Source organism: Variovorax sp. LjRoot290 (assembly GCF_964253985.1).
Taxonomy (GTDB): Bacteria; Pseudomonadota; Gammaproteobacteria; order Burkholderiales; family Burkholderiaceae_C; genus Variovorax.
Map to the genome: position 1 here is coordinate 3,360,057 of NZ_CAXURW020000001.1, position 23,555 is coordinate 3,383,611.

The 23,555-nt window shown below is 68.8% G+C and carries 20 protein-coding genes; 5 read left to right on the forward strand and 15 right to left on the reverse strand.

Annotation, left to right across the window (positions count from 1 at the left end; genetic code table 11):
- Positions 1-12: 12 nt before the first annotated feature.
- From ACSQ9A_RS16690 to ACSQ9A_RS16730, 9 genes are all read right to left on the reverse strand, one after another.
- Positions 13-1,347: an NAD(P)/FAD-dependent oxidoreductase gene (locus ACSQ9A_RS16690; protein WP_436304437.1), complete on the reverse strand. Its 1,335-nt coding sequence runs from the start codon at positions 1,345-1,347 to the stop codon at positions 13-15.
- A 32-nt stretch (positions 1,348-1,379) separates the two neighbouring features.
- A complete protein-coding gene (locus ACSQ9A_RS16695) occupies positions 1,380-2,723 on the reverse strand; it encodes a dicarboxylate/amino acid:cation symporter (protein WP_436304438.1) in 1,344 nt (447 codons plus the stop codon).
- An 18-nt stretch (positions 2,724-2,741) separates the two neighbouring features.
- Entirely contained in the window at positions 2,742-3,686 is a 945-nt protein-coding gene (gene lipA / locus ACSQ9A_RS16700; protein WP_436306311.1) for a lipoyl synthase, read from the reverse strand.
- 10 nt (positions 3,687-3,696) lie between these two features.
- The gene (locus ACSQ9A_RS16705; protein WP_436304439.1) at positions 3,697-5,979 is read right to left on the reverse strand and encodes an NADP-dependent malic enzyme; all 2,283 of its coding nucleotides are present in this window, start codon (positions 5,977-5,979) and stop codon (positions 3,697-3,699) included.
- Positions 5,980-6,021: 42 nt separating this feature from the next.
- Positions 6,022-6,816 (reverse strand): alpha/beta fold hydrolase, encoded by a 795-nt coding sequence (locus tag ACSQ9A_RS16710; RefSeq protein ID WP_436304440.1) that lies wholly within the window; start codon positions 6,814-6,816, stop codon positions 6,022-6,024.
- Positions 6,817-6,827: 11 nt separating this feature from the next.
- Entirely contained in the window at positions 6,828-8,579 is a 1,752-nt protein-coding gene (gene lpdA, locus ACSQ9A_RS16715) for a dihydrolipoyl dehydrogenase (RefSeq protein WP_436304441.1), read from the reverse strand.
- A 13-nt stretch (positions 8,580-8,592) separates the two neighbouring features.
- The gene (gene aceF, locus ACSQ9A_RS16720; protein WP_436304442.1) at positions 8,593-10,206 is read right to left on the reverse strand and encodes a dihydrolipoyllysine-residue acetyltransferase; all 1,614 of its coding nucleotides are present in this window, start codon (positions 10,204-10,206) and stop codon (positions 8,593-8,595) included.
- A 13-nt stretch (positions 10,207-10,219) separates the two neighbouring features.
- Entirely contained in the window at positions 10,220-12,892 is a 2,673-nt protein-coding gene (aceE, locus tag ACSQ9A_RS16725) for a pyruvate dehydrogenase (acetyl-transferring), homodimeric type (RefSeq protein ID WP_436304443.1), read from the reverse strand.
- A gap of 301 nt (positions 12,893-13,193) precedes the next feature.
- Positions 13,194-13,394: a hypothetical protein gene (locus ACSQ9A_RS16730; protein ID WP_436304444.1), complete on the reverse strand. Its 201-nt coding sequence runs from the start codon at positions 13,392-13,394 to the stop codon at positions 13,194-13,196.
- A 198-nt stretch (positions 13,395-13,592) separates the two neighbouring features.
- Here ACSQ9A_RS16730 and ACSQ9A_RS16735 point away from each other — a divergent pair, with 198 nt between their 5' ends.
- Entirely contained in the window at positions 13,593-14,261 is a 669-nt protein-coding gene (locus ACSQ9A_RS16735) for a nitroreductase (RefSeq protein ID WP_436304445.1), read from the forward strand.
- Positions 14,262-14,270: 9 nt separating this feature from the next.
- Here ACSQ9A_RS16735 and ACSQ9A_RS16740 read toward each other — a convergent pair whose 3' ends face one another.
- Complete coding sequence (locus tag ACSQ9A_RS16740; protein ID WP_436304446.1) at positions 14,271-15,095, reverse strand: crotonase/enoyl-CoA hydratase family protein; 825 nt, start codon at positions 15,093-15,095, stop codon at positions 14,271-14,273.
- 97 nt (positions 15,096-15,192) lie between these two features.
- Here ACSQ9A_RS16740 and ACSQ9A_RS16745 point away from each other — a divergent pair, with 97 nt between their 5' ends.
- Positions 15,193-15,585 carry a DUF488 domain-containing protein gene (locus ACSQ9A_RS16745; RefSeq protein WP_436304447.1) on the forward strand — a complete coding sequence of 131 codons (393 nt, stop codon included), beginning with the start codon at positions 15,193-15,195 and terminating at the stop codon, positions 15,583-15,585.
- A gap of 94 nt (positions 15,586-15,679) precedes the next feature.
- Here ACSQ9A_RS16745 and ACSQ9A_RS16750 read toward each other — a convergent pair whose 3' ends face one another.
- Positions 15,680-16,582: an SDR family oxidoreductase gene (locus ACSQ9A_RS16750; RefSeq protein ID WP_093108013.1), complete on the reverse strand. Its 903-nt coding sequence runs from the start codon at positions 16,580-16,582 to the stop codon at positions 15,680-15,682.
- Between the two features lie 104 nt (positions 16,583-16,686).
- Here ACSQ9A_RS16750 and ACSQ9A_RS16755 point away from each other — a divergent pair, with 104 nt between their 5' ends.
- Positions 16,687-17,562, forward strand: coding sequence for a CoA transferase (locus ACSQ9A_RS16755; protein WP_436304448.1), 876 nt, complete (start codon positions 16,687-16,689; stop codon positions 17,560-17,562).
- A 9-nt stretch (positions 17,563-17,571) separates the two neighbouring features.
- Here the strand turns inward: ACSQ9A_RS16755 and ACSQ9A_RS16760 are convergent, their stop codons facing one another.
- Positions 17,572-18,552 (reverse strand): Bug family tripartite tricarboxylate transporter substrate binding protein, encoded by a 981-nt coding sequence (locus ACSQ9A_RS16760; RefSeq protein ID WP_436304449.1) that lies wholly within the window; start codon positions 18,550-18,552, stop codon positions 17,572-17,574.
- A gap of 94 nt (positions 18,553-18,646) precedes the next feature.
- On the opposite strand from ACSQ9A_RS16760, the gene ACSQ9A_RS16765 reads away from it, so the two are divergent.
- Together ACSQ9A_RS16765 and ACSQ9A_RS16770 are read left to right on the forward strand one after the other, a co-directional pair.
- Positions 18,647-19,156 (forward strand): hypothetical protein, encoded by a 510-nt coding sequence (locus tag ACSQ9A_RS16765; RefSeq protein WP_436292771.1) that lies wholly within the window; start codon positions 18,647-18,649, stop codon positions 19,154-19,156.
- Positions 19,153-20,505 (forward strand): GAF domain-containing protein, encoded by a 1,353-nt coding sequence (locus tag ACSQ9A_RS16770; RefSeq protein ID WP_436304450.1) that lies wholly within the window; start codon positions 19,153-19,155, stop codon positions 20,503-20,505. The genes ACSQ9A_RS16765 and ACSQ9A_RS16770 overlap by 4 nt, the downstream gene beginning before the upstream one ends.
- Here ACSQ9A_RS16770 and ACSQ9A_RS16775 read toward each other — a convergent pair.
- The 3 genes from ACSQ9A_RS16775 to ACSQ9A_RS16785 all read right to left on the reverse strand — a co-directional run bounded on the left by ACSQ9A_RS16775 (position 20,502) and on the right by ACSQ9A_RS16785 (position 23,470).
- The gene (locus tag ACSQ9A_RS16775) at positions 20,502-21,218 is read right to left on the reverse strand and encodes a hemerythrin domain-containing protein (protein ID WP_436304451.1); all 717 of its coding nucleotides are present in this window, start codon (positions 21,216-21,218) and stop codon (positions 20,502-20,504) included. The two genes, ACSQ9A_RS16770 and ACSQ9A_RS16775, sit on opposite strands and share 4 nt — an antisense overlap.
- Positions 21,219-21,362: 144 nt before the next feature.
- Positions 21,363-23,111, reverse strand: a complete 1,749-nt coding sequence (locus ACSQ9A_RS16780; protein ID WP_436304452.1) for an esterase-like activity of phytase family protein — start codon at positions 23,109-23,111, stop codon at positions 21,363-21,365.
- On the reverse strand, positions 23,108-23,470 hold the full coding sequence (locus ACSQ9A_RS16785) for a hypothetical protein (RefSeq protein ID WP_436304453.1): 363 nt from the start codon (positions 23,468-23,470) through the stop codon (positions 23,108-23,110). Before ACSQ9A_RS16785 ends, ACSQ9A_RS16780 begins: the two co-directional genes overlap by 4 nt.
- Positions 23,471-23,555: the final 85 nt, after the last annotated feature.

The window sequence follows — 23,555 nt, forward strand, 5'->3', positions numbered from 1 at the left end:
GGCCGTGACTGCTCAATGGAGCTTGACGTGGGGTTCGGTGCGCCGCGTGATGAGGCGGGCGAGCGTGTCGAGCGAGACCTTGATGACGCCGTGCAGCGCCAGCTCGTGCATCTTGTAGAGCGACATGTACATGAGCCGCGCGAAGCGGCCTTCGATCATCAGGCTGCCGCCGACGGGCCCGCCCATCATGTTGCCGACCGTGCTGAATTCGCCGAGCGACACCAGCGAGCCGAAGTCGCGGTAGCGGTAGGGCTTGAGCGCCTTTCCGCCCATGCGCCGGCGGATCTGCGCCGCGACGTGCGAGGCCTGCTGGTGCGCCGCCTGCGCGCGCGGCGGCACCAGGCCGCCCTTGCCGTCGTTGGCCTCGGGCCAGTCGCAGGCCGCGCAGTCGCCGATGGCGAAGATGTCGGCATCGCGCGTGGTCTGCAGCGTCGGCAGCACCGCGAGCTGGTTGCTGCGGTTGGTTTCGAGTCCCGCGATGTCCTTCATGAAATCGGCCGCCTTCACGCCCGCGGCCCACACCACCAGCTCGGCCGGCAGCGTGCGGCCGTCGGCCAGGCGCACGCCCTCGGGCAGCACCTCCGCCACCTTGGCCGAGGTGTGCACGTCCACGCCCAGCTTGCGCAGGAGCGCCTCGGTGGCGGCCGACATGCGCGGCGGCAGCGCGGGCAGGACGCGGTCGGCGGCCTCGATCACGCTGACCTGGATGTCCTTCTCGGCATCCACGCGATCGAGCCCGTAAGCCACGACCTCGCGCGTGGTGCGATGCAGCTCGGCGGCCAGCTCCACGCCGGTGGCGCCGGCACCGATGATCGCCACGTGCAGCTGCTCGGGTCTGAGCGGCGCGGTCTGCGCGTGCGCGCGGATGCAGGCGTTGACCATGCGCTGGTGAAAGCGCTGGGCGTCCGCCTTCGACTCGAGCCGCAGCGCATGCTCGCGCACGCCGGGCGTGCCGAAGTCGTTGCTGAGACTGCCGATGGCGACCACCAGCGTGTCGTAGCCGAAGGCGCGCGCCGGCGTGACCAGCCGGCCCTCGTCGTCCATGTAGGGCGCCACATGCACCTCGCGCCGCTCGCGGTCGATGCCGGTGAGCTCGCCGAGCCGGAAGCGGAAACGATGCCAGTGCGCCTGCGCAAGGTAGTCGACCTCGTGTGCGCTCAGGTCCATGCTGCCCGCGGCGATCTCGTGCAGCTTGGGCTTCCACACGTGGGTGCGGTGCTTGTCGACCAGCGTGATGTCCGCCATGCCGCGCTTGCCCAGCGTATCGCCGAGGCGCGTGGCCAGTTCCAGCCCGCCGGCGCCGCCGCCCACGATGACGACTCGGTGCCTCTGCACGGGGCTGTTCATGGTTGGCTGCTCCGTACAGGCATGTGGTCGCTTCAGCGCGGCTGGGCCACGGGCATGTGGGTTTCGACCTGATCCAGCACTGCCTCGGGCGCGTCGGCCTCGGCCGGCGTCTCGTTGTCCAGGATGCGCTTCATGCGGGCGGCGTCCAGGTCGTTGGTCCACTTGGCGACCACCACCGTGGCGACGCCGTTGCCGATCAGGTTGGTCAGCGCGCGGGCTTCCGACATGAAACGGTCGATGCCCAGGATCAGCGCCAGGCCCGCCACCGGCACGTGCCCCACTGCCGACAGCGTGGCGGCCAGCACGATGAAGCCGCTGCCGGTCACGCCGGCCGCGCCCTTGGACGTCAGCAGCAGCACCAGCAGCAGCGTGATCTGTTGCGTCACCGTCATGTCGGTGTTGGTGGCCTGCGCGATGAACACGGCCGCCATCGTCAGGTAGATCGAGGTGCCGTCGAGGTTGAACGAGTAGCCGGTCGGGATGACCAGGCCGACCACCGACTTCTTGGCGCCCAGGTTCTCGAGCTTGGCCATCATGCGCGGCAGCACCGATTCGCTGGAGGAGGTGCCCAGCACGATCAGCAGCTCTTCCTTGATGTACTTGATGAACTTCCAGATCGAGAAGCCGTGCGCCCGCGCGATGCCGCCGAGAATGACGAAGATGAACAGCAGGCACGTGGCGTAGAAGGTCGCCATCAGCTGGCCGAGCTGCAGCAGCGAGCCGACGCCGTACTTGCCGATCGTGAATGCCATCGCGCCGAAAGCGCCGATCGGCGCCACCTTCATGATGTAGCCGACGATGACGAACAGGACGTGGGAGAACTTCTCGATGAAGTCGAACACCAGCGTACCGCGACCGCCGAACTTGTGCAGCGCGAAGCCGAACATCACGGCGAACAGCAGCACCTGGAGAATCTCGCCCTTGGCGAACGCGTCGACCACCGTGCTCGGGATCACATGCAGCAGGAAGTCGACCGTGCCCTGCATCTGTCCAGGCGCTGTGTAGGCGGCGATCGCCTTGGTGTCGAGTTGGCTCACGTCGATGTTCATGCCGGCGCCGGGCCGCACGACGTTGATGATGACCAGCCCCACCACCAGCGCAATGGTGCTGACGATCTCGAAGTACAGCAGCGCCAGGCCGCCGGTCTTGCCGACCTTCTTCATGTCCTCCATGCCGGCGATGCCGACCACCACCGTGCAAAAGATGATCGGCGCGATGATCATCTTGATGAGCTTGATGAAGCCGTCGCCCAGCGGCTTCATTGCCGCGCCGGTCTGTGGATAGAAATGGCCCAGCAGCACGCCGATGACGATCGCAGTGATGACCTGGAAGTACAGGGACTTGTAGAAGGGCTTGGATACGGGTTGGTGGTCCACGAATGTCTCCTAGAAAATTCAGACGCCGGCGGCATGCGCCTGCCGGTCGGCGTGGTAGCTCGACCGCACGAGCGGTCCGCAGGCGGCATGGGCAAAGCCCATGGCGTGCGCCTGCTGAGCAAGAGTTTCGAATTGCGCCGGAGCGACGTAGCGCGCAACCGGCAGGTTGCCGGGGCGCGGCTGCAGGTACTGGCCGACGGTGAGCATGTCGACGCCATGGCGGCGCAGGTCGCGCATCACCTCCAGCACTTCGTCGTCGGTCTCGCCCAGGCCCAGCATCAGGCCCGACTTGGTGGGCACGCCGGGGCAGCGCGCGCGGAACGACTGGAGCAGCCGAAGCGAGTGCATGTAGTCGGCGCCGGGTCGCGCCTGGCGGTACAGGCGCGGCACGGTCTCGAGGTTGTGGTTCATCACGTCCGGCGGGTCGGCCGCGAGGATGTCGAGCGCAACCTCGGCGCGGCCGCGGAAGTCGGGCGTGAGCACCTCGATTTGCGTGCCGGGCGACTGCCTGCGCACCGCGCGGATGCAGGCGGCGAAATGCGCCGCACCGCCGTCGCGCAGGTCGTCGCGGTCGACGCTGGTGATCACCACGTACTTCAGGCGCAGCCGAGCGACCGTGTCGGCCAGGTGCTGCGCCTCCTGCGGATCGGGCGGCTGCGGACGGCCGTGGGCCACGTCGCAGAAAGGGCAGCGACGCGTGCAGAGGTCGCCCAGCACCATGAAGGTGGCGGTGCCCTTGCCGAAGCATTCGCCGATGTTCGGGCACGAGGCCTCTTCGCACACGGTGTGCAGGCTGGCCTCGCGCAGCGTGCGCTTCACCTCGCGGAAGCTCTCGCTCTGCGAGACGCGCACGCGGATCCAGTCGGGCTTGGGCAGGGCCGGGCCTGCCTCGGCCACGCGGATCGGTATCCGGCGCGTCTTGGCGGCGCCGCGCTGCGGGCCATGGAGCACGATGTCGTTCATGGCCGTGCCGTCAGGACGCGCCGCGGTGCGAGTTGGCATCGACCACCGCCAGCGCCGTCATGTTGACGATGCGGCGCACCGTGGACGACGGCGTGAGGATGTGCACCGAGCGCGCGGCGCCCAGCAGGATGCCTCCCACCGTGATGCCGCTGCCGGCCGCCATGCGCAGCAGGTTGTAGGAGATGTTGGCCGCGTCGACGTTGGGCATGATGAGCACGTTGGCTTCGGTGTCCAGCGCCGAGTCCGGGAACTCGTGGTCGAGGATCGACTTGGACAGCGCCGCGTCGCCGCGCATCTCGCCTTCCACCGCGAGCTGCGGATCGCTCGCCTTGATGAACGCGAGCGCCTCGCGCATCTTCACGGCCGAGGCCGCATCCGAGCCGCCGAAGTTCGAGTGCGACAGCAGCGCCACGCTCGGCGTCACGCCGAAGCGGCGCACCTCTTCGGCCGCCAGCAATGTGATCTCTGCGATCTGCGCCGCATCGGGGTCGCGGTTGACGTGCGTGTCGCAGATGAAGAGCTGGCGTCCCGGCAGCATCAGCATCTGCATGGCGGCCATGGTCTTGGTGCCGGGGCGCAGGCCGATCACGTCGCGCACATGGCGCAGGTGATCGCCGTAGCCGCCCAGCGTGCCGCACAGCATGGCGTCGGCCCGGCCCTGGCGCACCAGCATCGCCGCGAGCAGCGTGCCGCGGCTGCGCATCTCGGTCTGCGCCACCAGGCGCGAGACGCCGTCGCGGCGCTTGAGCTGGTAGTAGGCCTCGGCGGCGTCGCCGTGCACGGCGGGGTCGAGCAGGTCGACGGCCTCGCAGTCGGTGCCCAGCGCAAGGCGCAGGCCGTACTGCGCGATGCGCTCGGCGATCACCTCGGGGCGGCCCAGCAGCAGCGGCCGCGCCAGGCCTTCGTCCACCACCACCTGCGCGGCGCGCAGCACGCGCTCGTCCTCGCCCTCGGCGTAGACCACGCGCTTGGGCGACTGCTTGGCGGCTGCGAACAGCGGCTGCATGCTGCTGCCCGACTGGTAGACGAACTGCGACAGGCGCTGGCGGTAGGCCTTCATGTCGGCGATGGGCCGTGTCGCCACGCCGCTGTCGACCGCGGCCTGCGCCACCGCGGGCGCGACCGCCTCGATCAGGCGCGGGTCGAAGGGCTTGGGGATCAGGTAGTCGCGGCCGAAGCGCAGGCCGAGCGCGCCGTAGGCCTGCGCCACCACTTCGGGAATCTCGGCATGCGCGAGCTCCGCGATGGCGCGCACGGCGGCAAGCTTCATCTCCTCGTTGATGGTGGTCGCGCCCACGTCGAGCGCACCGCGGAAGATGAACGGAAAACACAGCACGTTGTTGACCTGGTTCGGATAGTCCGACCGGCCGGTGCCGAGGATGGCGTCGGGGCGCACGGCCAGCGCGTCTTCCGGCAGGATCTCCGGCGTCGGGTTGGCCATGGCGAGGATGATCGGATCGCGCGCCATCTCCTTCACCATCTCCGGCTTGAGCACGCCGCCGGCCGACAGGCCGAGGAAGATGTCGGCGCCGCCGATCACGTCGGCCAGCTTGCGCGCCGAGGTGTCCTGCGCATAGCGGGCCTTGTTCGGGTCCATCTGCTCCTTGCGGCCGGTGTAGACCACGCCCGCGCTGTCGGACACGTAGATGTTGTGCAGCGGCAGGCCGAGGCTCACGATCAGGTCGAGGCAGGCCAGTGCCGCCGCACCGGCGCCCGAGGCCACCAGCTTCACCTCGCGGATGTCCTTGTTCACGTGCCGGAGCGCGTTGAGGATGGCGGCGGCCGCGACGATGGCGGTGCCGTGCTGGTCGTCGTGGAAAACCGGGATCTTCATGCGCTCGCGCAGCTTCCGCTCGATGTAGAAGCACTCGGGCGCCTTGATGTCTTCGAGGTTGATGCCGCCGAAGGTGGGCTCCATGCGCGCGATGGTGTCGATGAGCGCGTCGGGGTCGGTCTCGTCGAGCTCGATGTCAAAGACGTCGATGCCGGCGAACTTCTTGAACAGGCAGGCCTTGCCTTCCATCACCGGCTTGCCGGCCAGCGCGCCGATGTTGCCGAGTCCCAGCACCGCCGTGCCGTTGGTGATGACCGCCACCAGGTTGGCGCGCGAGGTGAGATTCATGGCCTCGGCCGGGTCGCGCGCGATCTCCATGCAGGCGTCGGCCACGCCGGGCGAGTAGGCGAGCGCAAGATCGCGCTGGGTGGCCATCGGCTTGGTCGGGTTCACCGAGATCTTGCCGGGCGTGGGAAAGCGGTGGTAGTCGAGGGCAGCTTCGCGCAGGTTGTCGGACATGGTTTTGTCTCCGTGTGTCTGTCTGTACCGAGGGTGTCTTGATCAGCGCGAGGCGAGCGCGCAGGCGTCGCCCAGCCAGCCGTGCAGGCCGCACAACAGCGCTTCCGGTTGATCCGCGTGCACCCAGTGGCCGGCCTCGGGGATGTGCTCCAGCTGCGCGCCGGGGAACATCGCCTGGATGCGTGGAAGCGAATCGGGTCGCACGTAGTCGGACTCCGCCGCCGCGAAGAACAGGGCCGGCCCGTCGTAGCGTTCGCGCAGCAACTGTTCCGGGAACCCGCAAAGGTCCGGCATGCACAAGGCCGTCGCCATCAGATTGAGCCGCCAGTCGAAACGCTCGGTCTGGCGCCGCAGGTTCTGCATCATGAAGTCCACAGGTGCGGTGCCGCCCAGACCGTCCAGCAGCGCCTGGCTGATCCGCCGGCGGCTTGCCGCGGCAGCGGTGTCCAGGCCTCGCATGGCGGACACATGCGAGGCGAACTGGTCGGCATAGCACTCGGGCGCGATGTCGATCACCGCGACGCCGCCAATGGCTTTTGGGTGGCCGAGCGCCAGGGCCATGGCGGTCTTGCCGCCCATGCTGTGGCCGACGACGAACGGCCGCTCCAGCTGCTCTCTTTCGATGAGCGCCAGCACGTCGAGCGCCATGTCGGTGTACGACATGGTCTCGGCCCACGGCGAAGCACCGTGGTTGCGGGCATCGGGCAGGTAGACGCGGTAGCCGGCGGCCAGCGACTGGGCGATCTGCGTCCAGTTGCGGCCGGCGCCGAACAGGCCGTGCAGGATCACCATGGGAGGCCCCGATCCGAGTGCCTCGAAGGCAAGTTGAACTGGCATGGCAGCGCGTCCTACTTCTTCTTCACCGGCGGCAGATCGGTGCAGACGCCCTCGAACAGCTCGGCCGCCATGCCAATCGATTCGCCCAGTGTCGGATGCGGATGGATGGTCTTGCCGATGTCGCCGGGCTCGCAGCCCATCTCGATGGCCAGGCACAGCTCGCTGATCAGGTCGCCCGCATGCGTGCCGACGATGCCGCCGCCGACGATGCGGTGCGTGGCCTCGTCGAACAGCAGCTTGGTGAAGCCTTCGTCGCGCCCGTTGGCGATGGCGCGGCCCGACGCCGCCCAGGGGAACACGGCCTTGCCGACCTTCAGGCCCTCGGCCTTGCACTGCTCCTCGGTCTTGCCGGCCCAGGCCACCTCGGGGTCGGTAAAGGCCACCGAGGGGATCTGCCGCGCATCGAAGAACGCCGCTTCGCCGTGCGCCGCCTCGGCCGCCACGTGGGCCTCGTGCACGGCCTTGTGCGCGAGCATGGGCTGGCCGACGATGTCGCCGATGGCGAAGATGTGCGGCACGTTGGTGCGCATCTGGTTGTCGACGTCGACGAAGCCGCGCTCGGTGACGGCCACGCCGGCCTTGTCGGCGCCGATCTTCTTGCCGTTGGGACTACGGCCCACGGCCACGAGCACGAGGTCGTAGACCTGGGCCTCCTTCGGCGCCTTCTCGCCTTCGAAGCTCACCTCGATGCCAGCCTTGGTGGCCTTGGCGCCGACGGTCTTCGTCTTGAGCATGACGCGGTCGAAGCGCGGCGCGTTGAACTTCTCCCACACCTTGACGAGGTCGCGGTCGGCGCCCTGCATCAGGCCGTCGAGCATTTCGACCACGTCGACGCGCGTGCCCAGCGTCGAGTACACCGTGGCCATCTCCAGCCCGATGATGCCGCCGCCGACCACCAGCATGCGCTTCGGAATGCTCTTGAGCAGCAGCGCGCCGGTGGAGTCGACGACGCGTTCGTCCTCGGGCATGAAAGGCAGCTCCACGGCCTGCGAGCCCGCGGCAATGATGGCCTTGGCGAACTTCACCACCTTCTTCGCGCCGCCCTCGCCCACCACCTCGACATGGTGCGGATCGAGGAAGCTGCCGACACCGGTGACGACCTCGACCTTGCGCGCCTTCGCCATGCCGGCCAGGCCGCCGGTGAGCTTCTTGACGACACCGTCCTTGAAGCCGCGCAGCGCGTCGATGTCGACCTCGGGCGCGGTGTACTTGATGCCGTGGTGGCCCAGCAACTTGACTTCGTCCATCACGCTTGCGGTATGCAGCAGTGCCTTCGACGGAATGCAGCCAACATTGAGGCACACGCCGCCGAGCGTGGCGTAGCGCTCCACGAGCACGGTCTTCATGCCGAGGTCCGCGCTGCGGAAGGCGGCCGAGTAGCCACCCGGGCCGGCGCCGAGCACGAGCACCTCGCACTCGATGTCGGCCTTGCCGGCGTAGCTGCCGGCCGTGGGCGCGGGTGCGGCGGCAACGGGAGCCGCCGCGGCGACAGCGGCGGCCGGCGCCGCTGCAGGCGCGGCCGCCGATGCCTCCACCACCAGGATCACCGAGCCTTCGCTCACCTTGTCGCCGAGCGCGACCTTCAGTTCCTTCACCGTACCCGCATGGCTCGACGGAATTTCCATCGAGGCCTTGTCGGACTCCACCATGATCAGGCCGGTATCGACCGCGATGACCTCACCGGGCTTGACCAGCAGCTCGATGACCGCGACATCCTTGAATTCGCCGATGTCGGGGACCTTGACTTCCACCATGTGTGCCATTTGGGAGCTTCCTTCAGAACAGCACGCGCCGCAGGTCGGCGAGCACGTTGGCGAAATAGACGTTGAAGCGCGCAGCGGCGGCGCCGTCGATCACGCGGTGGTCCCACGACAGCGAAAGCGGCAGCGTGAGGCGCGAGGTGTAGGTCTTGCCGTCGGAAGAGTGCTGCTTCCAGTAGCTCTTGCACACGCCCATGATGGCGACTTCGGGCGCGTTGATGATCGGCGTGAAGTAGATGCCGCCGATGCCGCCGAGCGAGCTGATGGTGAAGGTGCCGCCCGACATCTGGTCGGGCTTGAGCTTGCCGTCGCGCGCGAGCTTGGCAAGCTCGCCCATCTCCTTCGCGATCTCGGGCACGGTCTTGCGATCGGCATCGCGGATCACCGGCACCATGAGGCCGTTGGGCGTGTCGGCCGCGAAGCCGATGTGCCAGTAGTTCTTGAGCACCAGCGCATCGCCATCGAGGCTGGCGTTGAACTCCGGGAACTTCTTCAGCGCGGCCACTGCCGCCTTCATCATGAAGGGCAGCATGCTGATCTTCACGCCCGACTTTTCCAGCTCCTTGTTCATCTGCACGCGGAAGGGTTCGAGCTCGGTGATGTCGGCCTCGTCGTGCGTCGTCACGTGCGGAATGACGACCCAGTTGCGGTGCAGGTTCGCTGCGCTGATCTTCTTGATGCGTGACAGCTCCTTGCGCTCGGTCGGGCCGAACTTGGCAAAGTCGACCTTGGGCCAGGGCAGCAGGTCGATGCCGCCGACGCCACCGCCTGCAGGGGCTGCTGCGGCCTTACCGGGCGCTGGCGCTGCGGCAGCACCCTTGGCGAAGGCCTCGACGTCCGCGCGCACGATGCGGCCGTGCTCGCCGCTGCCCTTGAGCTTGCCCAGGTCCACACCGAGTTCGCGTGCGAGCTTGCGCACGGCCGGACCGGCATAGGCGAGCGCAAATGTGGCCTCGTCGATCGCGGTGCCGGTGGACGCAACCGCTTGGGCAGCCGCGGCAGCGGCAGCCGCAGGTGCGGCCGTCGCGGCGGCGGACGCTGCCGGTGCCGCTGCCGCGGACGCTGCGGGCACCTCGCCGGTCGCCAGCGTCAGGATCACCGAGCCCTCGCTGACCTTGTCGCCGATCTTGATGCCGATGGCCTGCACCACGCCGGACAGCGGCGCAGGCACGTCCATCGTCGCCTTGTCGGATTCGAGCGAGACGAGCGGGTCCTCGGCCTTCACCGTGTCGCCGACCTTCACGAAGATCTCGATGACGGGCACGTCCGTGAAGTCGCCGATGTCGGGCACGCGCACCTCGGCCACCCCGGCCGGCGCGCTGGTGGCGGACGGCGCGGCGCTCACGCTGGGCTTGGCGGCTTCGGCGGGAGCGGGCGCAGCTGCGCCGCCCTCGGCCTTGAACGTCATGATGACGCTGCCCTCGCTGACCTTGTCGCCCAGCTTCACGGCAATGGACTCGACCACGCCGCCGCGCGGGGCGGGCACATCCATCGTGGCCTTGTCGGATTCGAGCGAAACCAGCGGGTCCTCGGCCTTCACCGTGTCACCGGGCTTCACGAAGATCTCGATGACGGGCACGTCGCTGAAGTCACCGATGTCGGGAACCTTGATGTCGATTGCGTTGCTCATGTTCTGCCTTGCCTCAGACGGTCCAGGGGGCGGCGCGCTCGGCTTGGAGCCCGTATTTCTCGATGGCCTCGGCCACCACGGTGTGCTTGATCACGCCGTCGTCGGCCAGCGCCTTGAGCGCGGCCACCACCACGTGCCAGCGGTCGACCTCGAAGAAGCGGCGCAGCTTGCGGCGGTAGTCGCTGCGGCCGAAGCCGTCGGTGCCCAGCACGGTGTAGCGCCGGCCCGCGGCCTGCACGTACTCGCGCACCTGGTCGGCGTAGTTGCGCATGTAGTCGGTGGCCGCGATGACGGGGCCGTCGTGGCCGTCGAGGCATTGCTCGACATGGCTCCGGCGCGCGGGCTGGGTGGGATGCAGGCGACTCCAGCGTTCGGCGGCCATGCCGTCGCGGCGCAGCTCGTTGTAGCTGGTGGCGCTCCACACGTCGGCCGCGATGCCGAAGTCGCTCTTGAGCAGCTCGGCCGCGAACATCACCTCGCGCAGGATGGTGCCGCTGCCCATGAGCTGCACGCGGTGGCCTTTCTTCGGCGTCTTGCCGCCCTCGCTCAACTGGTAGAGGCCCTTGAGAATGCCCGCCTCGCTGCCCTCGGGCATGCCGGGGTGCGGGTAGTTCTCGTTCATGAGGGTGATGTAGTAGTACACGTCCTCCTGCTCGGCGTACATGCGCCGCATGCCGTCGCGCACGATGGCCACCACCTCGTAGGCAAAGGTCGGGTCGTAGGAGACGCAGTTCGGGATCGTGCCGGCCAGGATGTGGCTGTGGCCGTCCTCGTGCTGCAGGCCCTCGCCGTTGAGCGTGGTGCGCCCCGCGGTGCCGCCGAGCAGGAAGCCGCGCGCACGCATGTCGCCGGCCAGCCAGGCCAGGTCGCCCACGCGCTGCAGGCCGAACATCGAGTAGTAGATGTAGAACGGAATCATCGGCACGTTGTTCGTGCTGTACGAGGTGGCCGCGACGATCCAGCTGGACATCGCGCCGCCCTCGTTGATGCCTTCCTGCAGCACCTGCCCGTCCTTCGACTCGCGGTAGTACATGAGCTGGTCGGCGTCCTGCGGCTTGTAGAGCTGGCCGAGCGAGGACCAGATGCCGAGCTGGCGGAACATGCCCTCCATGCCGAAGGTGCGCGACTCGTCGGGCACGATGGGCACCACGTGCTTGCCGATGGCCTTGTCCCGCACCAGCGTGCCGAGCATCTGCACGAAGGCCATGGTGGTGGAGATCTCGCGCTCGCCGGTGTCCTTGAGCAGGCGCTCGAAGGTGGCCAGTGGCGGAATCTCGAGCGCGGTCGACTTGCGGCGGCGCTGCGGCAGGTAGCCGCCGAGCGCGGCGCGGCGCTCGCGCAGGTACTTCATCTCGGGGCTGTCTTCGGCGAGCTGGATGAAGGGCACGTTGGGCAGCTCTTCATCGGACACCGGGATCTGGAAGCGGTCGCGGAAGCCGCGCAGCGCGTCCTGCGTCATCTTCTTGGCCTGGTGCGCGATCATCTGGCCCTCGCCCGATTCGCCCATGCCGTATCCCTTCACCGTCTTGGGCAGGATCAGCGTGGGCTGGCCCTTGTGCCTGACTGCGGCGGCGTAGGCGGCGAACACCTTCTCCGGGTCGTGGCCACCGCGGGTCAGCGCCCATATCTGCTCGTCGCTCATGTCGGCGACCAGGGCCTTCGTCTCGTCGTACTTGCCGAAGAAATGCTCGCGCACATAGGCGCCGCTCTTGCTCTTGAAGTCCTGGTACTCGCCGTCGACGCACTCTTCCATGCGCTGCAGCAGCTTGCCGCTCTTGTCCTTGGCGAGCAGCGCGTCCCAGCCGCTGCCCCAGAGCACCTTGATGACGTTCCAGCCGGCGCCGCGGAACACGCTCTCGAGCTCCTGCACGATCTTGCCGTTGCCGCGCACCGGGCCATCGAGGCGCTGCAGGTTGCAGTTGATGACGAACACGAGGTTGTCCAGGCTCTCGCGGCCCGCGAGCGAGATGGCGCCGAGCGATTCGGGCTCGTCCATCTCGCCGTCGCCCATGAAGGCCCAGACCTTGCGCGGCGCTGTGTCGGCGAGGCCGCGGCCGTGCAGGTACTTGAGGAAGCGCGCCTGGTAGATCGCCATCAGCGGGCCCAGGCCCATCGAGACGGTGGGGAACTGCCAGAAGTCGGGCATGAGCCAGGGGTGCGGGTACGACGGGATGCCGCCACCATCGGCCTCCTGGCGGTAGTTGAGCAGCTGCTGCTCGCTCAGGCGGCCTTCGAGGAAAGCGCGCGCGTAGATGCCGGGCGAGCTGTGGCCCTGGATGAAGAGCAGGTCGCCGCCATGCGTGTCGGTGGCGGCATGCCAGAAATGGCCGAAGCCAATGTCGTAGAGCGTGGCCGCCGACTGGAAGCTCGCGATGTGGCCGCCGAGTTCGGACGAGTCCTTGTTGGCGCGCAGGATGATCGCCATCGCGTTCCAGCGGATGATGGAGCGCAGGCGGTGTTCGATCTCGCGGTTGCCGGGAGACTTTTCCTCCTTCTCGGGCGGGATCGTGTTCTTGTAGGCCGTGTTCAGCGAACGGGGCACGTACACGCCGTCGCGGCGGCCCTCGTCGACGAGGCGATTCAACAGAAAATTCGCGCGCTCGCTGCCGCGGTGTTGTTGAACCGCGCCAAGCGCGTCGATCCACTCGCCAGTTTCCGTGGGGTCAAGGTCACCCATGGTGCTCATCGGTTTGTCTCCTGTGTCATGGCCAGGATCCGCATCGGGCGACGCGGTCGGCCTTGGTACAGAGCAATCGATGTGCCACGCGGCGCGCGGCGCGCAAAGCACGCTAAGCCGTTGATTTCATGAGGGATGAGCTGAGGATGGGGCGGGTGCTCTGCCGATGATCCGGATGCGGAGCGAAGATGCCGTCCGAATCGCCGGACCGGTGATCCGGGCAAACCCTGGGGTCGCTCAGGCGTGCGAGACGGAGATCGCCGTGCTCCATCACGCCGCGGTCAGCATGCGGATCAGGGCGACTTGGCGGCTAGCGCCGCGGAAAGCGCTTGATCATGCTGAGTCCCAGCGAGGTGATGGCGATGACAGTGGCCGGCGGCTGGTTGAAGCCGTCCAAGGTCCGCACGGGTTTGGGGATGGACGCCTTGACGTGACCCGCGAGGCTCAGCACGCGCACGGCATCGACGTCCGAACCGTGGTTGACGGCGACCGGCAGATCGTGTTCTGCCAAACGATGAAGCAGGATGATAGGCACCCGGCGAGTATGCCGGCTCGCGGCGTCAGGTCTGCGACAGGCTTGTAGGCGAATACAGGAGGCAACGCGCGTCGATGCCTGACTGCCGGCCCGCCGCAAAGGCCGGTAGGCGCCGGCAAGCGCTGACGACGCGGAGCGTATAGGCTTGGCCCATTTTTTCTGCGGGCCGATCCCATGCACGTTCAAGAAGCTGTTGCGAGCCGCCATTCCATCCGGGCTTTTCTGTCGACGCCGGTCGACGGCGAGACGATCCGCCGCGTGCTGACGGCCGCCGCTCGCGCGCCTTCCGGCGGCAACCTGCAGCCCTGGCACATCGACGTGCTCGCGGGGGACGCGCTGGCCGAACTCAGGCAGCGCATGCAGGCGCGGCTCGCTGCCGGCGAAACGGAGCCCGCCGCTTACGACATCTATCCCAGAGAGCTGAGCTCGCCCTGGCGCGAGCGGCGCTTCCAGGTCGGCGAGGCGATGTACGCGCGCCTCGGCATTCCGCGCGAGGACAAGGCGGCGCGGCGGCGCTGGTTTGCCAACAACTACGGATTCTTCGGCGCGCCGCTCGCGCTGTTCTGCTCGGTCGATCGCTCGATGGGCCCGCCGCAATGGTCGGACCTCGGCATGTACCTGCAAACCGTCATGCTGCTGCTGCGCGGCGAAGGGCTCGACAGCTGCCCCCAGGAGTGCTGGGCCATCTACCCGGACACGGTCGCGAGCGTGCTGCGACTGCCGCCCGAACGCATGCTGTTCTGCGGCATGTCCATCGGCCACCGCGATCCCGAGCATCCGGTGAACGCGCTTGTCAGCGACCGGGCGCCCGCCGACGAGTGGCTGCGCTTCCACGGCTTCTGACGCAGCCGCTCAGGGCGCGGGCACGAAGCGCGGCGCTCGCCGCTCGATGTTGGCACGCACGGCCTCGGTCTGGTTGGCGCTGCCGACCAGCGCCTTCTGCTCGACCGATTCGGCCAGCAGCAGGTCGGCGGCGCTGTGCGCCATTGCCGCGTTCAGGAGCCGCTTGCCGGCGCGGATCGCGTCGGGACTCTTCTGCGCGATCTCGTGCGCCATCTGCAAGGCATCGGCCAGCGGATCGGCCGACACCCGCGTCGCGAAGCCGAGCGCCACCGCCTCCTCGCCCGAGAAGATGCGGCCGGTGAAGGTGAGCTCGCGCACCACGTCGGTCCGCGCCAGCTCGCGCATCAGCACCATGCCACCCATGTCGGGCACCAGGCCCCACTTGATCTCCATCACGGACAGCTTGGTGTCGGGCGCGACGAGCCGCACATCGGCACCCAGCGCGACCTGAAGGCCGCCACCGAAGGCCACGCCGTGCACCGCGGCGATCACCGGCACCGGCACTTCGCGCCAGACCATCGCCACCTGCTGCGCGGCGTTGGCGATGCCGTGCGTGCGCGCGAGCAGGTCCGCAGCGGCGCCTGACCCGATGACACCGCTCGCGCCGCCCTGCCCCATGCGCTCGAAGGACTGCATGTCGAGCCCGGCGCAGAAGGCCTTGCCGCGGCCTGCAAGGACCACCGCGCGCACGCGCGTGTCGTCGCTAAGCCGCGTGCCGGCATCGATCAGCGCATCGAACATCGCGGGGTCCAGTGCGTTCATCTTGTCGGCGCGCGAGAGCTGGAGTTCGACCACGCCATCGGCGTGGCGGATCGATTCGATGCGGTCGTTCATTGGATGTCTCCGGGTTGGATCGACGCAAGTATCGGCGCCCGGCGATGATGGCGCCTGTCGCGCAGCCAACAGTACAGTCCATCCAGGAGGAATGCCCATGGCCATCCGCATCGTTCGCCTCGGCTCCGAACGCGCACCCGGCGAGGGCCTGCGCATCGGCACCGTGCGCCGCCCGCCGCGCGGCGTGCCGAAGACCGAGTTCGCCTCGCAGAACTGGTACGACGTCTGGTACCCGAATCTCGCGCCCTCGGTCGAGACCATGAAGATCGCTCAGGCCGCCGAAACGCCGGCTCAGTGGGCGGCCTTCGGCCGCAAGTTCAAGAGCGAGATGGCCGAGGCCGACGCCAGCCGCAGCCTCGACCTGCTGGCCGCGCTGTCGCACCAGAGCGCGTTCTCGATCGGCTGCTATTGCGAAGACGAAGCGCATTGCCACCGCTCATTCTTGCGCGAGTTGCTGGCCGAACGCGGGGCCGACATCGCCAAGGACTGATCCGGCCGCCGCCGGGCCGCCCCAAGGCGGCCGGGCCTCCCCCCCGGGGGGGTGGAGTTACACGCAGCGAAGCGGAGTGAAAAGCCGGGGGGCCTTATCTTTGCGCCTTGTCCTTCTGGTTCTGCGCCTCGATGCGCTCGCGCGCCTCCTGCCAGTCGGCATCGCTCCACTGCCGCAGCTCGTAGAAGTTGCCGCCGGTCGCCAGCGCGTTGCCGCCGTCCATCATGATGCTTTGGCCGGTGAGCCAGTCGCACTGGCCCGGCGCCATCAGGAAGGCCGCGAGGTTCTGCAGCTCGCTCATCTTGCCGGTGCGCGCCATCGGGTTGTTGGCCTTGCTGCGCGCGCCGGGCTCCTCGCCCGGGTTCAGGCGCTTGCTCATGCCCTCGGTGGGGATCTCGCCCGGTCCGACGGCATTGAGCCGGATGCCGTGGCGCGCCCATTCGATCGCGAGCGACTTGGTCATCACCTCCACGCCGGCCTTGCTCATCGCCGAAGGCACGACGTAGGGGCTGCCGTTGTCGACCCAGGTCACGATGATGCTCATGACGCTGCGGTACGGGTCGCCCGCCTTCCACTGCCCTGCCTTGGCCTCGGCGATCCAGCGCTTGCCCACCGCCTGCGTGACGTAGAAGCTGCCATGGAAGACGATGTTGGCCACCGCGTCGAAGGCGCGCGGCGACAGGCTCTCGGTCGGCGCGACGAAGTTGCCGGCCGCGTTGTTGATGAGCCCGGTCAGCCCGCCAGATTGCCAGAGGGCTTCGACCATCTCTTCCACGCTCTGCGCGTTGCGAATGTCGACGCCGAAGGCATCGATGCGCCGTCCCGGAAACTGGGTGCGCCATTCGGCCGCCGTCTCCTCGACCACCGCCTGACGCCGGCCGCAGATCGCAACGTCGGCGCCCAGGCCCAGGAAGCGCTCGGCCATCGCCCGGCCGAGGCCGGTGCCGCCGCCGGTCACGAGAATGCGCCGGCCGGCCATGAGATCGGATTGGTACATGTGGGTCTCCTTGTCTTGGGTTTGAGGGCTGTGCAAGCCGCATCGTAGAGCGGCCGGCCCGAGCCGGTAAGCTCCCAAGGTGACACCCGCCGAGGACACCCAGCATGCCGACTTCCCCTGCCCCCGCCTTCGCACCGCTCGCCGGCGTGCGCGTGCTGAGCCTCGCGCTCAACCTCCCGGGCCCCGCCGCGCTGCTGCGCTGCCGTGCCATGGGCGCGAGCTGCGTGAAGTTCGAGCCGCCGACGGGCGACCCGATGGGCCACTACAACAAGGCCGCCTACGCCGCGCTGCACGAGGGCGTCGACGTCCGGACTGCCGACCTCAAGACGGAGGCCGGCCAGGAAGAGCTGCATCGCACGCTCGAAGAAACCGATGTGCTGCTGACTTCGTTTCGACCTTCGGCCCTCGACAAGCTGGGCCTGGGCTGGGCGGCGCTGCATGCGCGCCATCCGGCGCTCTCGCAGGTGGCGATCGTCGGCGCACCCGGCGCGCGCGCCGAGGAGCCGGGCCACGACCTCACCTACCTGGCCGAAAGCGGCCTCGTCACCGGCACCGAGCTGCCGCCCACGCTCTATGCCGACATGGGCGGTGCCGTGCTCGCGAGCGAGGCGGTGCTGAAGGCCCTGCTCCATACCCGCGCCGCGCCGGGGACGGGCGCGTACCTCGAAGTCGCGCTCAATGCCGCGGCCGACTGGCTCGCGCTGCCGCGCACCTGGGGCCTGACCCGGCCCACCGGCGCGGTCGGCGGCGCGCATGCGGGCTACCGCGTCTACCCCTGCGCCGATGGGCGCGTGGCGGTGGCTGCGCTGGAGCCGCATTTCGCCGCGCGCCTGTGCGAAGCCGCCGGCGTGGCCTCGCGCGACATGCTGGCGCCAGGCACCCGCGAAGCGCTCGCGGCCTGGCTGCGCACGCGAACGCGCGCCGAGCTGGAGGCGATGGCGGGCGAGCGCGACGTGCCGCTGCTCACGCTGGCCGACTAGGGCCCTTGTTCAGAGCTTGATGCCCGCGCCTTTCACCGTCGGGCCGAGCACGCCCACCTGCTCCTTCACGAAGCTCTCGAAGCGCGCCGTGCTCTCGGGCTTGCCGCCGATGCCCAGCTCGACGAGCTTCTTCTGCACCTCGGGCATCACCAGCACCTCGTTGCAGGCGGTGTTGAGCCTGGCGACCATGTCCGCGGGCAGCTTCGCCGGCCCGCTGAGCCCGAAGAAGTTCTCGAGCACCAGCTTGGGCTGGCCGAGTTCCACCACCGTCGGCACCTCGGGCATGAGCGGCGAGCGCGCACTGCCGGTCACTGCCAGCGGCACCAGCTGGCCGCTCTTGAAGAAGGGCACATAGGCGGTGATGACGTCGATGCCGACCGGGATCACGTTGGCGATCAGGTCGGTGGTCATCGGCGCGCCGCCGCGGTAGGGCACGTGCACCAGGTTGGCGCCTGTCGTCTTGCGGATCAGCTCGCCGTGGATATGGCCGATCGATCCGGGACCGCCCGAGCCGAAATCCAGCCGCCCATCCTTGCGCGCTCGCGCGTCGAGCTCGGCATAGCTCGCGATGCCCGAGGGCTTGCTCGCCATGATCGCCAGCGGCGCCGAGCCCAGGTAGGCGACGTGCGTGAAGGCCTGCAGCGGATCGTAGGGCTGCTTCTCCAGCGTGAAGGGCCCGAGCGCGATCGGCGTCGTGTTCGAGAGCATGAAGGTGTAGCCGTCGGCCGGCGCCGCGGCCACCAGCGCGCCGCCGATGGTGCCGCCGGCGCCGGGCTTGTTGTCCACCACGACGGGCTGGCCCAGCTTCTTGCCGAGCTGCTCGGCCATGACGCGCGCCAGGATGTCGCTCGACCCGCCGGGCGGGAAGGTCACGATGATCTTGATCGGCTTGTCGGGCCACTGGGCAAAGGCCGGCAGCGCCAGCGAGGCGGCGCCGGCGGCCAGCAGTTGAAGCGCGCCGCGGCGCGTGGAGCAGGTGGTGAGGGTCATGGCGCTTCCAAGCAAAAGCGATGCCCGCGCGCAAATCATGCGGCGAAGCGCCGCTTTGAACCACAATGCCCCTCTTCCCGCTCCAGCTCCTTTCATGACCGCCGCCCCTCCACCGCTGCTGCTGAGCCCCGATCGCATCGCGATGATCGGCAAGGGCGTGTCCGCCATCGTGGCTTCGCGCGACGCTGCGCTTCGCCCGAGCCTGATGCGCGCCGTCGGCACCGGCATCTCGGCCGAGGGCTCGGAGATCACCGTGTACCTCGCGCGCACCCAATCGCGCCAGCTGCTGCAGGACCTGGCTGCCACCGGCCATGTGGCCGTGGTGTTCAGCGAGCCGCTGAGTCACCGCACCGTGCAAGTCAAGGCCAAGGCGGTGCGGCTTCGCGCTGCCGACGACAGCGACCTGCCGGTGCTGCGCCGCTACCTGGCCTCGATGGAACACGAAGTGGGCTGCGTGGGCTACGGCGCCGTCTTCGTGCGCGCGATGCTCGCCTGCGAACTCGGCGACGTGGTCGCCGTGAGTTTCTGCCCCACCGAGGCCTTCGACCAGACGCCCGGCCCGCGCGCAGGCAGCGCCCTGCCCGCTTCGTCCGCCGCGCCATGACCGCAGGCATCGCGCCCTCGCTGCCCGCAATCCGCGCCTGCTTCGAGGGCGCGATCCCGGCCATGATGGCGACCTGCGCCGAGGACGGCACCCCCAACGTGGCCTACATCTCGCAGGTCTACTACGTGGACGAGCGCCATGTCGCGCTGTCCTTCCAGTTCTTCAACAAGACGCGCCGGAACATCCTGGCCAATCCGCACGGCAGCGTGCTGGTGATGGATCCGGTCACGGCCGGCTTCTACCGACTGCAGATGCGCTACCTGCGCACCGAAACCGGGGGCCCGCTGTTCGAGGGCATGAAGGCGCAGCTCGCGGGCATCGCCTCGCACTCGGGCATGGCCGGCGTGTTCCGGCTGCTCGGTTCCGACATCTACGAGGTCGAGGCCGTCGAGCGCCTGGAAGGCGAATGCCTGCCGGCAGCGCCGCGCCCGGGCCCGCTCGCCGGCGTGCGGCGCGCGGCCGAAGGCCTGGCCGCCTGCAGCGCGACCGACGAGCTGCTGCAGGCCGCGCTGGCCGCGCTCAACGACCACCTGGACATCCGGCACGCGATGGTGCTGATGCTCGACGCGGCGACGCAGCGCCTCTATGCCGTGGCGAGCTGCGGCTACGCGACCTCCGGCGTCGGCTCCGAGATCGAGATGGGCCATGGCGTCATCGGCGTGGCCGCGCGCGAACGCACGCCGGTGCGCATCGGCCACATGACGAACGCGGCCGCCTACAGCCACGCCGTGCGCAGCAGCATGCGCGAGAGCGAACCTGGCCTCGCGCTCGACACCGAGATCCCCTTCCCGGGCCTGGCCGAGCCGCACAGCCAGCTGGCCGTGCCCATCCTCTCGACCGGCCGGCTGCTCGGCGTGCTGTTCGTCGAGAGCCCGCTCGACATGCGCTTCGGCTTCGAGGACGAGGATGCGCTGGTCGCCATCGCGGGCCACCTCGGCGCGGCGCTCGATCTGCTGCACACCGTGGCCGAGCCCGCGGCGCCCGAGGAGCCCGTGGCGGCGGCTGCGCCCTCGGCCAGCGGCCCGCCCTTCCCGGTGCGGCACTACCTCGCCAACAACAGCGTCTTCATCGGCGAGCGCTACCTGATCAAGGGCGTGGCCGGAGCCATCCTCGGCAAGCTGCTGCGCGAGCACGCGCAGCAGGGCCGCTCGGAGTTCACCAACCGCGAGTTGCGGCTCGACCCGGCCATCCGGCTGCCCGACCTTTCGGACAACCTCGAGGCGCGCCTGGTCCTGCTGCAGCGCCGCCTGGTCGAGAACTGCCCGCACATCCGCATCGAGAAGACCGGGCGCGGCCGCTTTCGCCTGCGCGTGGACCGGCCGGTCGCGCTCGAAGAGATCCCTGCTTAGGCGGCAGGCAGGCCCAGGCTCGCGCCGAGCTTGGCCCATTCGCGTTCGCTCAGGTGCGGGCGCACCACGTCGAGTGCAGCCGCGAAGGCCGGCGCCGGCGCATGCGCGCGCATGTCGGCCAGCATGGTGGCACGCTCGGCGGGGTTCATGAAAGGCACCAGCCAGCGCAGCACGAACATCATCTCATCGGGCGGGATCGATGCGACCAGCGCGTTGTGGATCTCGATCAGCTCGGCATCGGTGTAGCGCGCCCACAGCACCGCGTTGTGCGCCGTTTCCTCCACGTGCATGTGCTCGAAGTTGTGGGCGACGAAGAGCGAGAGCGCCCGGTACAGCGCGAGCGCGCCGGCCGCCCGGTTCGCCGCGCTGTCATGCAGCAGCGCGGCGGTCTGGTTCGCGAGCACCGCGATCTCTTCCTCGTGCTGGGCATGCTCGTGGGCGATCTGGCCGCTGGCGCCGGGTGCGCGAGCCTCCATGGCAGCATGCACGAACTCGTTCTCGTGCCGCAGGTGCGAGCGGCAGAAGTCGAGCAGCTGCATCACGCGCTGCGCAACCTGCGCCAGTTCGAGTGCATCGTCGCTGTCCATCCGCCCGACGGCCAGCAGGGTGTCGGCCATCAGCGCGCGCAGCGCCTTGTGGATGCCGGCGTAGAGGTCGACGCGGGGCATGGCCGCCTGGGCGACGTTGCGCATCTCGCGCTGATCGATGTTCATGGGGTGTCCTTCTTTTCGGTGAGCGGCCGGTGCACCATGCACCGGCCTGCTGGAAAAGAAGTCTAGGAATCCGAGGCCCGCGGCGCCGCTAAGAATTGCTTAAGCAATCCCTCACGAAACCTTAAATTTCGCGAGGCCCGGGCTTCAGGGCGCCGGAGGCCGCAGCTCGCCGAGCTTGCGCTCGAAGCGCAGCAGCCAGATGCGCGTCGGCCGCTCCAGCTCGCTGCCGCGCATGATGCGCGCACCGACCGCGCCCGCCGGGCAGCCGCTGACGATCGCGCCGGCGGCGTCCACGGTGCAGTCTTCCATGCTGCCAGCCACGCGCTGGCCGCTGGCGTCCAGGAGCATGGTGCCGAGGCCGAAGTCGTTGTCGTTCACCAGCGCCAGCGTGTTCTCGTCCACCAGCGTCAGGCCCTCGGCCTTCTCGGCCAGCCAGCCAAGCGCGTTGAGGTCGAGCAGCTCGGTCTTCTTCATCGGGACCACGGTGGACCAGTCGGCAGCGCCGGACACGGCCTGCGTGATGCTGCTGATCTCGAGGTTGTGGTCCAACGCCGCGATGTCGGCCGCGTTGGCCGGAATCTCGACCAGCATCAGCTTGTTGAACACCTTGGCATCGCTCTTGCGCGCACCCTGCTCGATCACGACGAAACGGCCGCCGCCCAGGCTCACCATGTCGCCGAGCTTGGCGTTGCCGGTGCGATCCTTGTCGTACTGGCTGCCGTCGATCGGGTAGGCGTACATCTTCGAGGTCTCGGTGGCCGGGTCGAACTCGAGCCAGCGCGCGAACTTGGCGATGTGGCGCACGTCGGTGTTGGTGCCGCCCGGCGGCTTGGCCTTGATGGACTTGCCGGCACCGTCCTTTGGATCGATGGGGCTTTGCAGGAAGCCGTGCAGCTTGCCGCCGGCCGCCTCCAGCGCAAGGCCTTCCATGCCGCGGTTGGGCCGCCGCTGCGAGAGCACCGCGGGCAGATCCGCTGCGCCTGCACCGGGGCCGTACTTCTTCTCGACCACGCCGCTGGCGATGTTGATGCGCGCGATGAAGGGGCCGTACTCGTCGCTGGTCCACAGCACGTTGCGGGCCTTGTCGAGCACCATCGTCTCCGGGTCGAGGCCGTTGGCGTCGAAGCCGGCCTTGGCGGCGTCGAACACGTAGTTCTCGGTCAGCGGCGTCTCGCCGGTGGAGCCCACGCCCGACTGCGGCGGCAGGCCGGTGAGCTTGCGCGCGGCATCGAGCCTGAGCGGCGTGCTCGACTGCAGCACCGCGCCGTTCTTGCCGACGGTGACCACGCCGAAGCTCGGCGCAAAGGACGGCGCCGGGAACACCTTGCTGATGTTGGTGGCGCCGCCGCCGCCGGGCACGGGCGCCGTCGGGCCGTCGCCGTTGGGGCCGCGGTCGGTGATGGCGTAGAACTCCAGTGCGCCGTCGGCCGCCGTGCCCTTGAAGGCCAGGCCCGAACCGTAGGCCGGCAGGAAGCCGTCCGCGAACTCGGCGCGGGTCTTCTCGTTGCTGCCTTCGTAGGGCACGTAGAACTTCTTGTCGGCCTGCAGCTGATGGCGCGTGACGTTCACCGCGATGCTGCCGAGCGCGTTGGTCTGTGTCGAAGCTTCGGTCACCGGCGTGCCCAGGTTGGCGGCCAGCGTGTTCTCGAAGTGTTCGCGCGCCAGCAGGCGGCGGCCGGCATCGATCACGCGCGTGCTGTACGGGCTGGGCAGAGCTGCGAGCAGCGTGCCGAGCTTGGCGTCGAAGGCGCTGGCCTCGGCGTCGAAATCGAGCAAGCCGGCCGTGAGCGCCGCCTTCAGCGCATCGGTGATCTTGATGCCGTTGGAGGGGTCGCCGTCCTCGTCGAAGCTCTGCAGCGCGAACAGGCGATTGACCACCTTGTCGGCCTTCACGCCGGCCGCGGTGGCTTGCAGATTGGCCAGCGTGAGCTGGGTGATCGCGGCACCGCAGGTCGCGCGCTGCCGAGCACGAGCGCACCCAGGCTGAAGCGCACCGTCTCGCCTTCCTTGCAGACGAATTCGCCCTTGGCGGAGGTGACTGCCTTGGCGGACGAGCCCGCCACGAAGTCCAGGCCTTCGACGGCGGAATCGAGGAACACGCCGGTGACGCTCTTGGCTGCAGGCGGTGCATCTCCACCGCCCGACGACGGCGCGAAACCGCCCCCGCCCCCGCCTCCCCCGCCGCCGCATGCCGTCGCCACCACGCCGGCAGTCATCGCTGCCAGCCACCCCATCCTCGATCGCTTGTTCATTCTTGTTCCTGCTGGTTCGACCCGCGCACCGTGCGCGAGCCCCGGGGATCAAGGCGAAGCTTTGTGACGCTGCGGTGAAACGCTA